Source organism: Citrobacter sp. RHB20-C16 (genome assembly GCF_013890155.1).
GTDB lineage: Bacteria > Pseudomonadota > Gammaproteobacteria > Enterobacterales > Enterobacteriaceae > Citrobacter_A > Citrobacter_A amalonaticus.
Genome location: NZ_CP057630.1, coordinates 657,627 through 669,554, shown reverse-complemented (window position 1 = coordinate 669,554; position 11,928 = coordinate 657,627). Strand labels below are relative to the sequence as shown.

The 11,928-nt window shown below is 54.7% G+C and carries 9 protein-coding genes; 6 read left to right on the top strand and 3 right to left on the bottom strand.

The window, feature by feature from the left end:
* Positions 1–171: 171 nt before the first annotated feature.
* The gene (locus HVX64_RS03245; protein ID WP_044255805.1) at positions 172–1,692 is read right to left on the bottom strand and encodes a PAS domain-containing methyl-accepting chemotaxis protein; all 1,521 of its coding nucleotides are present in this window, start codon (positions 1,690–1,692) and stop codon (positions 172–174) included.
* Between the two features lie 430 nt (positions 1,693–2,122).
* Between HVX64_RS03245 and ygjG the strand changes: the two genes are divergently transcribed.
* Positions 2,123–3,502, top strand: coding sequence for a putrescine aminotransferase (gene ygjG, locus HVX64_RS03240; RefSeq protein WP_172740562.1), 1,380 nt, complete (start codon positions 2,123–2,125; stop codon positions 3,500–3,502).
* 176 nt (positions 3,503–3,678) lie between these two features.
* Entirely contained in the window at positions 3,679–5,697 is a 2,019-nt protein-coding gene (locus tag HVX64_RS03235) for an NADPH-dependent 2,4-dienoyl-CoA reductase (protein WP_042998215.1), read from the top strand.
* A 45-nt stretch (positions 5,698–5,742) separates the two neighbouring features.
* On the opposite strand, the gene rlmG is transcribed toward HVX64_RS03235, so the two are convergent.
* Positions 5,743–6,879, bottom strand: a complete 1,137-nt coding sequence (gene rlmG, locus HVX64_RS03230) for a 23S rRNA (guanine(1835)-N(2))-methyltransferase RlmG (RefSeq protein ID WP_044255811.1) — start codon at positions 6,877–6,879, stop codon at positions 5,743–5,745.
* 83 nt (positions 6,880–6,962) lie between these two features.
* On the opposite strand from rlmG, the gene HVX64_RS03225 reads away from it, so the two are divergent.
* The 4 genes from HVX64_RS03225 to sstT all read left to right on the top strand — a co-directional run bounded on the left by HVX64_RS03225 (position 6,963) and on the right by sstT (position 11,268).
* Positions 6,963–7,466 carry a M48 family metallopeptidase gene (locus HVX64_RS03225; protein WP_044255814.1) on the top strand — a complete coding sequence of 168 codons (504 nt, stop codon included), beginning with the start codon at positions 6,963–6,965 and terminating at the stop codon, positions 7,464–7,466.
* Positions 7,467–7,535: 69 nt separating this feature from the next.
* A complete protein-coding gene (locus HVX64_RS03220) occupies positions 7,536–8,534 on the top strand; it encodes a Gfo/Idh/MocA family oxidoreductase (protein WP_044255817.1) in 999 nt (332 codons plus the stop codon).
* 271 nt (positions 8,535–8,805) lie between these two features.
* Positions 8,806–9,771, top strand: a complete 966-nt coding sequence (locus HVX64_RS03215; RefSeq protein WP_042998219.1) for a TerC family protein — start codon at positions 8,806–8,808, stop codon at positions 9,769–9,771.
* Positions 9,772–10,023: 252 nt separating this feature from the next.
* Complete coding sequence (gene sstT / locus HVX64_RS03210) at positions 10,024–11,268, top strand: serine/threonine transporter SstT (RefSeq protein ID WP_042998220.1); 1,245 nt, start codon at positions 10,024–10,026, stop codon at positions 11,266–11,268.
* 16 nt (positions 11,269–11,284) lie between these two features.
* Here the strand turns inward: sstT and HVX64_RS03205 are convergent, their stop codons facing one another.
* Entirely contained in the window at positions 11,285–11,839 is a 555-nt protein-coding gene (locus HVX64_RS03205) for a YgjV family protein (protein WP_044256070.1), read from the bottom strand.
* Between the last annotated feature and the right edge of the window lie 89 nt (positions 11,840–11,928).

The window sequence follows — 11,928 nt, the reverse complement described above, 5'->3', positions numbered from 1 at the left end:
GTTATATAAACGATTTTTTATGATGTCCAAATAGCCCAAAGACAGAAATGAAAAGATACGAATAAAATAAAAAAACCACCCGTAGGTGGTAATATTTAATATGTTATTAACATTATTATTACAATGACGCTTACCATTACCGGTAAGCGTTGATGCGGATAAAAGAAAGGATTAGTGCAACACCGTCACGGCATCCGCCAGACGGCTGGCACGGTGTTTAACCATGGCGGACACCTGCGCGCTCTCTTCAACCAACTCGGCGTTCTTCTGCGTGATGTCGTTAAGTTCGCCTACCGCACGCGTCAGACTGGTCAATCCGTCGGACTGTTCAAGCGTTGAATGGCTGATCTGCGCAATCAACTGAGTGACGTTTTGTACCTGAGAGACAATATCATCCATCGTACGTCCCGCGGCGTGGACCTGCTGAGAACCCGACTGCACTTTATCCGCACTGGCATCGATCAGCTTACGAATATCATTCGCCGCGCTGGCGCTGCGGCTGGCCAGATGGCGCACTTCACCCGCCACGACGGCAAACCCTTTGCCTTGCTCACCCGCCCTGGCCGCTTCAACTGCGGCGTTCAACGCCAGAATATTGGTCTGGAAAGCGATGTCGTTAATCAGCGTGGTGATGGTGCCAATGCGCTGCGTGCTGTTGGCGATGTCATCCATGGTTTTAATCACGGTGTCCATTGCTTCACCGCCCTGTGCCGCCGCGCTACTGGCGGCAATCGACAGCTTATCGGCGGCGAATGCGGTTTCTGAGTTTTGTTTTACCGACGCCGCCATTTGATTCATGGTGGTCACCGTCTGCTGGACGTTATCGACCGTCTGACGCGTATGCTTATTCAGATCGTCGTTGCCTTTCGCTAAGGCTTCGCTGCCGTTTCTGACGCTCGACACCTGGCTTGAAACGTCGTTAATTAGCCAGCGACACATCAGACCAAGTTGCCCGACAGCGCGTAGCGTCAACCCCAGTTCATCACTGCGATTCAGATGCGCCACGCTGTTTCGCTCACCGGTCGCCACCTTCAGCGCCTGCTTCGCGACATTCTCAATCGGACGAACAATCTGCCACTCAAACGCCGCTGTACCCAGTAGCATCACCAGCACACACATCAGTTGTGCAAGCCATGGCGCACCAGACAGGTGTAGCACCGCCGCCAATACCACGTAGATCAGCGCCATCACGCTGCGGACCCGCCAACGCACCGGCATTGCCGGTGGTTTCCCGAGCCATCCTTTACGCACAACCAGTCCTTTGTGGATCCGGCGTCGACAACGACCTTCATTGAGCGCCTTGTAAAGCGGCTCAACCGTGGCGATCTCCGCATCCGTCGCGCGGGTGCGAATTGACATGTACCCCGTCACGTTCCCCTCGCGCACCATCGGTACCGCGTTCGCCCGGACCCAATAGTGATCGCCATTTTTACGGCGATTCTTGACGATGCCGCTCCAGGGCTCACCCTGCTGCAGGGTGTACCACATGTCAGCAAAGGCTGCTTTCGGCATGTCCGGGTGACGCACCAGGTTGTGCGGTTGCGCCAGCAATTCATTGAGTGAGTAACCGCTAATATTGACGAACGTATCGTTGGCGTGCGTGATGTAGCTGTAGAGATCGGTTGTCGACATGAGGGTCGTATCGTCATCCAGCGGTGTATTTTGCTGGGTAACGTAGAGCTGAGAAGACATAGTCGCGTCCTGTGCAAGTTATCTGGTTGTTAACTTCTTGTCAGATGTTATTTCGGCGCTAACAGATTTATCTTTAGATGTTAAATTTGATTTAGATCGCAATTTGCGATTAAACCTCATATTTTGTACGAATTCTAATTGATTGATTTAAAATACTTTCACGTTGAAACTATAAAATCACACTGTGGGTCGCGCACTGTTATCGCGCAAATTTTGCACTATTTCTGCGCAATCGCCCCTTCTGACGCCGATCTCACACGGTCTTCATTTTGCACAAAAACCCAGCAAGTGTTAACAAATGAGATTAAATGTTGCGCAATAACAGTTCTCCCTGGTGTTTATCCCGATTTTCATCAGCGCCGCCGGGATGGCGCAATCCCTGCAATACTTAAATCGGTATCATGTGATACGCGATCTCCGGGAGCATATTTTGAACAGGTTACCTTCCAGCGCATCGGCTTTGGCCTGTAGTGCGCACGCACTGAATCTCATTGAGAAGCGAACGCTTGATCATGAGGAGATGAAAGCACTTAACCGAGAGGTGATTGATTACTTCAAAGAGCATGTCAATCCGGGATTTTTAGAGTATCGCAAATCTGTTACCGCCGGCGGGGATTACGGAGCCGTAGAGTGGCAAGCGGGAAGTCTGAACACGCTTGTCGACACCCAGGGACAGGAGTTTGTCGACTGCCTGGGAGGTTTTGGAATTTTCAACGTGGGGCACCGTAATCCAGTTGTGGTTTCCGCCGTACAGAATCAACTCGCGAAACAACCTCTGCATAGTCAGGAACTGCTTGACCCACTGCGGGCCATGCTGGCAAAAACCCTTGCTGCCCTGGCGCCCGGAAAACTCAAATACAGCTTCTTTAGCAACAGTGGTACCGAATCGGTCGAAGCGGCGCTGAAACTGGCGAAGGCGTATCAGTCACCACGCGGCAAATTTACCTTTATCGCCACCAGCGGCGCGTTTCACGGTAAGTCGTTGGGCGCGCTGTCCGCCACCGCCAAATCGACGTTCCGCAAGCCGTTTATGCCGCTGCTGCCGGGCTTCCGTCATGTGCCGTTCGGCAATATTGAGGCCATGCGTACCGCGCTCAGCGAGTGCAAAAAAACCGGAGATGATGTGGCTGCGGTGATTCTGGAGCCTATTCAGGGTGAAGGTGGCGTGATCCTGCCACCGCAGGGTTATCTCACCGCCGTACGTAAACTCTGCGACGAATTTGGCGCGCTGATGATCCTTGATGAAGTCCAGACCGGCATGGGGCGTACCGGCAAGATGTTTGCCTGCGAGCATGAGAACGTGCAGCCCGACATTCTCTGCCTGGCAAAAGCGCTGGGCGGCGGCGTGATGCCGATTGGCGCGACGATCGCCACAGAAGAGGTCTTCTCGGTACTGTTTGATAACCCCTTCCTGCACACCACCACCTTCGGTGGCAATCCGCTGGCCTGTGCGGCCGCGCTGGCCACCATCAATGTGCTGCTGGAGCAGAACTTACCGGCACAAGCGGAACAGAAAGGCGATATCCTGCTGGACGGTTTTCGCCAACTGGCGCGAGAGTTCCCTGACCTGGTGCAGGACGCCCGCGGGAAAGGGATGCTGATGGCAATCGAGTTTGTCGACAATGAAACCGGCTACAATTTCGCCAGCGAGATGTTCCGCCAGCGGGTCCTGGTTGCCGGAACGCTCAACAACTCGAAAACGATCCGCATCGAACCGCCGTTAACGCTGACCATTGAGCAGTGTGAGCAAGTGCTGAAAGCCACGCGTAAAGCGCTGGCGGCGCTGCGGGTGAGCATAGAAGAGGTGTAAACAGCTTGCCGGGTGATGAAACACCATTCTGGCCTGTGAACAAATGCCCCCTGCCCGGGGGCATTTTTTGAATCCCATCACAATCATCGCATTCCCCTTTTCCCTTTTCCCTGCCGACGACTAAATTAGACACTCATCCGACCACATAACAATAATTTTACATACTGGACAATCTTATGCGCTATCCGTCGCTGTTCGCCCCGCTTGATCTTGGTTTTACTCGGCTTAAAAACCGCGTGCTGATGGGTTCAATGCACACGGGACTTGAAGAGTATCCTGATGGCGCGGAACGCCTGGCCGCTTTCTATGCCGAGCGAGCCCGGCACGGCGTCGCACTGATTGTCACGGGTGGCATCGCCCCCGCGTCGTCTGGCGTCACGATGGAAGGCGGCGCGACGCTCAATGACGCCCGTGAGGTGCCGCATCACCGCATCATCACCGACGCGGTTCATCGTGAAGGCGGGAAAATAGCGCTACAGATCCTGCATACCGGGCGCTACAGCTATCAACCACAACTGGTAGCCCCTTCCGCAATTCAGGCCCCCATCAACCGGTTTACCCCGCACGCACTGAGCCACGAAGAAATTCTGCAACTGATAGAAGACTTCGCGCACTGTGCCCAACTGGCACGGGAGGCGGGTTACGACGGCGTGGAGGTCATGGGCTCGGAAGGGTACCTGATTAACGAGTTTCTCGCCCTGCGCACCAATCAGCGCGACGATGAATGGGGCGGTGATTATACCAATCGTATGCGCTTTGCCATTGAAGTGGTACGTGCGGTGCGTCAGCGGGTGGGGAACGACTTTATTATTATCTACCGCCTGTCGATGCTTGATCTGGTGGAAAAAGGCGGCACTTTTGCAGAAACAGTGCAACTGGCGCAGGCCATTGAAGCCGCAGGCGCAACGCTCATCAACACCGGAATTGGCTGGCATGAAGCGCGCATTCCCACTATCGCCACGCCGGTACCGCGCGGCGCCTTCAGTTGGGTAACGCGTAAGCTGAAAGGACACGTTTCGCTGCCACTGGTCACCACTAACCGGATTAACGATCCGCAGGTTGCCGATGAAATTCTGGCGCGTGGTGATGCCGATATGGTGTCGATGGCGCGCCCGTTTCTCGCGGATGCCGAACTGCTGTCGAAAGCGCAATCGGGGCGTGCTGATGAAATTAACACCTGCATCGGCTGTAATCAGGCGTGCCTGGATCAGATCTTCGTCGGCAAAATCACGTCGTGCCTGGTGAATCCCCGCGCCTGCCATGAAACCAAAATGCCTGTTGTTCCGGCTTCCACAATAAAAAATCTGGCTGTCGTCGGCGCGGGCCCGGCGGGTCTTGCCTTTGCTATCAATGCGGCGGCACGCGGTCATCATGTCACCCTCTTTGATGCGCTGGGCGAGATCGGCGGGCAGTTCAATATTGCCAAACAGATCCCCGGTAAAGAGGAGTTTTATGAAACGCTCCGCTATTACCGTCGGATGATTGACGTCACCGGCGTCACCCTGAAACTCAATCATTATGTTGCAGCAGACGATCTGCAGGCATTCGATGAGGTGATCCTCGCCAGCGGGATCGAGCCGCGCAGGCCGCCGATCGACGGCATCGATCATCCGAAGGTTTTAACCTACCTCGATGTCCTGCGTGACAAAACCCCGGTGGGGAATCGGGTGGCGATCGTTGGCTGCGGCGGGATCGGCTTTGATACCGCAATGTACCTGAGTCAGCCCGGCGAACCCACCAGCCAGAACATTGCCGATTTCTGTGTGGAATGGGGTATCGACACCAGCCTGCAACAGGCCGGCGGATTACGTCCGGAAGGCCCGCATCTGGCTCGCAGCCCGCGTCAGATTGTGATGCTCCAGCGTAAGGCCAGCAAACCCGGCGAGGGACTGGGAAAAACCACCGGTTGGATCCATCGCACCACATTGCTTTCACGCGGTGTGAAGATGATCCCGGCAGTCAGCTATCAGAAGATCGACGACACCGGTCTGCACGTGTTGATCGGTGGTGAAGCGCAGACGCTGGAAGTCGATAACGTCATTATTTGTGCGGGTCAAGAGCCGCGACGTGAGCTGGCAGAACCGCTGCATGCGGCGGGAAAGACGGTGCACTTAATCGGCGGCTGTGATGTAGCGATGGAACTGGATGCCCGCCGGGCCATTGCCCAGGGCACCCGTCTGGCGCTGGGAATTTAATTCATTGCCCGGTCACTCAGTGCGTGCCGGGCATGGGCAGTTCGCTTAGCGACGGCGGCCGACTTTCACCGCTTTGAGCACCACAAACTTATTGTTGGTCGCAACGGTGGCGCAGTTGCCGAAGATCTTCTTCAGCTTGTGGAAATAGTCGAGGTGACGGTTGGCGACGATATACAGCTCGCCGTTGATCTTCAGGCAGCGACGGGCGTGGTGGAACATTTCCCAGGCAATGTTATCCGTCAGTGCATGCTTCTGATGGAACGGCGGGTTGCACAGTACGGCGTTAAAGCGAAAAGGCTCAACCCCGGACAGCGCGTTGTTAATCATAAACTCACAGCGATCGATGGCTTCAGGCAGGTTAGTTTCCACATTCAGACGGCTGGACGCCACCGCCATTGGGGATTCATCGACAAACACCACGCTCGCCTGCGGATTTTTTTCCAGCAGCGTCAGACCAATTACCCCGTTGCCACAGCCGAGATCGACAATCTCCCCTTCCAGATTCTCTGGCAGGTGCTGCATAAAGAAACGTGCGCCAATATCCAGCCCGGTGCGGGAGAAGACGTTGGCATGGTTATGGATGGTCCAGTCGGTGCCTTCCAGTTTCCAGCTCAGCGTTTCCGGCGCATCAGCCAGAGCCGGCTCGCTGAAGGTGCAATTGATGAGACGCGCCTTTTTCCACGCCAGCGTGGTAGTCGTTGGACCGAGCACTTTCTCAAACAGCTCCAGCGTGGAGTTATGGATATCCCGCGCCTTCGCGCCAGCAATGATACGGGTTTGCGGGGTCACCACTTTTCGCAGCGCGCGCAACTGTTGCTCCAGCAGTGCCAGCGTTTTCGGCACTTTGATCAGCACCACGTCCGGCGCCTGCGGGTACTCTGCCGTGCTGTCGAGAAACTTGACGCTGGACTCCGCGAGGTCGTTATGGCGCAGGTTTTCCCGCGTTGCCAGTTCGCTTAAATACGAATCACCAATGCTGTACGGCGACTGCTCCGCCAGCGCACAGCTCAGCGCACCGAAGGTATCATTCAGGATCAGCACCGGGCCGCGAATCTCCGTATCGTCCACCTGTTGCAGCAGATAATCATCGGCCGCTTCCCACGCCAACAGTGGGTTAACGTCGTCCGTTTCCGGGAAACGTTTTAGTGTCAGTGAACGGAAACCGTTGTCTGTGTGGCTCATCGGCCCTCCTGAATGGTAAAATTTCGGCGTATCCCGTAAAAGGGTGCGTGAGTATACACTTTTTATGATTTGCATGGGTGACGATGAGCCAATTAACTTACCTCCAGGGCTACCCGGAGCACCTGCTTTCTCAGGTGCGCACGCTGATTGCCGAGCAACGGCTGGGCGCGGTGCTGGAAAAGCGCTATCCGGGAACGCATGATTTCGCGACGGATAAAGCGCTCTGGCAATACACCCAGGATCTGAAAAATCAATTTCTGCGTAACGCCCCGCCGATCAACAAAGTGATGTATGACAATAAGATCCACGTGCTGAAGAATGCGCTCGGCCTGCACACAGCGGTCTCTCGCGTACAAGGCGGCAAGCTGAAAGCGAAAGCCGAGATCCGCGTCGCCACCGTGTTTCGCAACGCGCCGGAACCCTTTTTGCGAATGATCGTCGTCCACGAACTGGCGCATCTGAAGGAAAAGGAGCACAACAAGGCGTTTTATCAGCTTTGCTGTCACATGGAACCGCACTATCACCAGTTGGAATTTGATACCCGCCTCTGGTTGACGCAGTTGTCGTTAAAGGAAACTGCGCAGTAGCGCACTGGCTTTGTCATAAAGGCGTGCTAAATTGACGACAAAATCCCTTTATGGAGCCTGAAGGCATTTATGATACGTTTCGCAGTGATTGGCACAAACTGGATCACCCGCCAGTTTGTGGATGCCGCCCATGAGACCGGCAAATATAAGTTAACCGCAGTCTATTCCCGCAGCCTCGAACAGGCGCAAACCTTCGCCAATGATTACCTCGTCGAGCATCTGTTTACCTCGCTGGATGCGATGGCGCAAAGCGAGGCGATTGACGCCGTGTACATTGCCAGCCCGAACTCGCTGCACTTTCCCCAGACCCAACTGTTTCTGAGCTATAAAAAGCATGTGATCTGTGAGAAGCCACTGGCGTCGAATCTGGCCGAAGTCGAAGCCGCCATCGCCTGTGCGCGGGAAAATCAAGTGGTGCTTTACGAAGCGTTTAAAACCGCCAGTCTGCCTAACTTCCTGCTGTTACAACAATCGCTGCCGAAAGTCGGTAAAATGCGCAAAGCGTTCCTCAATTACTGTCAGTATTCGTCGCGCTATCAGCGCTATCTTGACGGCGAAAACCCGAACACCTTTAACCCAGCCTTCTCCAATGGCTCGATCATGGACATTGGCTTCTACTGCCTGGCTTCCGCCGTGGCGCTATGGGGCGAACCGCACAGCGTACAGGCCTCTGCCAGTCTGCTGGAGAGCGGTGTCGATGCCCACGGCGTGGTGGTGATGGACTACGGTGATTTCAGCGTCACCCTCCAGCATTCCAAAGTGAGTGATTCCGTTGTCGACAGTGAAATTCAGGGCGAAGCCGGATCGCTGGTGATCGAAAAAATCTCCGAATGCCAGAAGGTTTGTTTTGTTCCGCGCGGCGGGAAAACCCAGGATCTTACCCAACCGCAGCACATCAATACTATGCTGTATGAGGCACAGGCGTTTGCAGCACTGGTGGACGCCAATGAAGTGAATCACCCTGGATTGTCCAACAGTCGCATCACGGCAAAACTGTTAACCGAGATTCGTCGCCAGACCGGCGTCACCTTCCCGGCAGACAATGCCAGCCGCGCAGCGACTGCGTAAAACATTGTAAAACAGATGTTACAGGCCATTGACGGAATGCGTGGCCTGTCATATTTTGTTACCTGCAAAGGGGAGTAACTTCATTGTCGGTCGATCGTCATTACGATGTGTGAAAAACCACATCCGGTCACCGGGCAACGACAAAGGAATGCGCTAACGCATTCTTTTTTTGTTGTAAGTGAGACCTTGCCGGAAGGCGAGGTCTATGCATAAAAAGCAGCGGCTGACGTCTTCCGACGTTGGCCGTTTTTTTTATGTGTAAGGAATGATGATGAATACTGTCGGCACACCGTTGTTATGGGGCGGATTCGCTGTTGTTGTGGTGATCATGCTGGCTATCGACCTCTTTTTGCAGGGGCGTCGTGGCGTACATACGATGACCATGAAGCAAGCGGCTGCCTGGTCCCTGGTCTGGGTCACGCTCTCGCTACTGTTTAACGCTGCATTCTGGTGGTACCTGGTACAAACCGAAGGCCGCGCCGTCGCCGATCCGCAGGCGCTGGCGTTCCTCACGGGTTATCTGATCGAAAAATCCCTCGCCGTCGATAACGTCTTTGTCTGGCTGATGTTGTTCAGCTACTTCTCAGTGCCGCCTGCCCTGCAACGTCGGGTACTGGTCTACGGCGTGCTGGGTGCCATCGTACTACGTACGATAATGATTTTTGCTGGTACCTGGCTGATTACGCAGTTCGAATGGATGCTGTATGTGTTTGGCGCTTTCCTGCTGTTTACCGGGGTAAAAATGGCGCTGGCGAAAGAAGATGACGCCGGCATTGGCGATAAACCACTGGTGCGCTGGCTGCGCGGGCATCTGCGCATGACGGATACTATCGAGAACGAACATTTCTTCGTGCGTAAAAAGGGTCTGCTGTATGCCACGCCGCTGCTGCTGGTGCTGATCCTGGTGGAACTGAGCGACGTTATTTTTGCGGTCGACAGTATTCCGGCTATTTTTGCTGTTACGACTGACCCGTTCATCGTTCTGACCTCTAACCTGTTCGCGATCCTGGGCCTGCGTGCCATGTACTTCCTGCTGTCGGGAGTTGCAGAGCGGTTCTCTATGCTGAAATACGGTCTGGCGGTGATCCTGGTGTTTATCGGTATAAAGATGCTGATCGTCGACTTCTACCATATCCCGATTGCGATTTCGCTCGGCGTGGTATTTGGCATCCTGGTCGTGACGTTACTGATCAACGCCTGGGTCAACTACCAGCATGATAAGAAACAGCAGGCGTAATTCTGTCGTGCCGGGCGACGCTAGCGCGTCCCCGGCCAATAGATAATCTGGCCTCTGCTTTTTGTAGAACATGTCACAATACTGTTAACACCAAGTTACAAAACATGACCGCAGCATGAAATCCAGCATATTTCGCTTCCCGAAGCGTTATCTTTCCTTATACTCAACCAGGCAAACACTTTGTTACATCCGGAAAGCGGCGTCCATAGAACGCGCGAAGGATGAGCAACAACACACTGTAAGGATCAAGAAATGACTACGCAACGTTCATCGGGGCTGCTACAGCGTTTGGCTCAAGGAAGCCTGGTTAAACAAATTTTGGTAGGTCTCGTACTGGGGATCATACTGGCATGGATTTCAAAACCGGCAGCCATTGCCGTTGGCTTGCTCGGCACATTGTTCGTCGGTGCGTTAAAAGCCGTCGCCCCGATTCTGGTTCTGATGCTGGTGATGGCGTCGATCGCCAACCATCAGCACGGGCAAAAAACCAGCATTCGCCCGATTCTGTTTCTCTATCTGTTGGGGACGTTTTCTGCGGCGCTCGCCGCGGTAGTCTTCAGCTTCGCCTTCCCTTCAACGTTGCATCTGGTCACCAGTTCGCATGATATCGTGCCGCCGTCAGGCATTGTAGAAGTACTGCGTGGCCTGCTGATGAGCATGGTCTCTAACCCTATTGATGCGCTGCTGAATGCCAACTATATCGGCATCCTGGTGTGGGCGGTCGGCCTTGGTTTTGCCCTGCGTCACGGCAACGACACCACCAAAAATCTGGTCAATGATATGTCGAACGCCGTGACCTTTATGGTGAAACTGGTGATCCGCTTTGCCCCGATTGGTATTTTTGGTCTTGTCGCATCGACCCTCGCCACCACCGGCTTCTCCACGCTGTGGGGCTACGCGCAACTGCTGGTTGTGCTGGTCGGCTGTATGGCGCTGGTCGCGCTGGTGATCAACCCATTGCTGGTATTCTGGAAAATTCGTCGCAATCCGTATCCGCTGGTTTTTGCCTGCCTGCGTGAAAGCGGCGTTTATGCTTTCTTCACCCGAAGTTCAGCAGCGAATATTCCGGTGAATATGGCGCTGTGTGAAAAACTGAATCTGGATCGCGATACCTATTCCGTTTCTATTCCGCTGGGCGCCACCATCAATATGGCGGGCGCGGCGATCACCATTACGGTGTTAACGCTGGCAGCGGTGCATACGCTGGGCGTTCCGGTGGATCTGCCCACCGCGCTGCTGTTGAGCGTGGTCGCCTCGCTGTGCGCCTGCGGCGCATCCGGTGTTGCAGGTGGCTCGCTGCTGCTGATCCCGCTGGCCTGTAATATGTTTGGTATCCCGAACGATATCGCCATGCAGGTGGTTGCTGTCGGCTTTATCATCGGCGTGCTGCAGGATTCCTGTGAGACGGCGCTGAACTCCTCCACTGACGTCCTGTTTACCGCGGCAGCCTGCCAGGCTGAAGACGAACGTCTGGCGAATAACGCGCTGCGTAGCTAAGCCTTAAACCCTTCCGTCATCTGGCGGAAGGGGTCTCTTCCTGTACGCTTTTCTCAATTTTGAATGGATCGATTCCCCGGCGTTTCATACGCCAGAAACGAATAATGTTCAGCCCGTTCATCACCAGAAAACTGCCTTCAATCAGCGTTCCGCCGATCGATCCCAGCCAGAAGTTGTGTACCACCCAACAGGCAGTCGCACACCACATCACGCAGCGCACCGTTAATCCTTTACAGCGGAACAGCGCCCAGGTACTGGCGAGCGTGCCGATGATGGGCAGAATTTCCATCGCATGCTGTAGTTTCACCAGCCCTAGCACCAGGGTGAGGATAATGAACAGCGCCATCACCCACAGTTTGCGGGTGCGCATCGACACCAGAGTACGCACGGTATTGAGTTCCGCGCTCATCCCGGCGGGCCAGGCGCCCATCAGAAAGAAGTGTACGCCTATCGTGGCGCTATAGACGGCAAGCTGGAGTCGGAAGCGGCGCTCATCGCGGTTGAAAAACGTCGTAATGCCAATCAGAAACGCGAGCACACCGACGCCCTGAGCCAGCCAATACGCGGTCATAAACGACATCAACTCCATTAACAATGCCTGATGGCGCTGCGCTTATCAGGCCTGCCAGCGTAGGCCTGATAAGGCGTTTTGCCGTCATT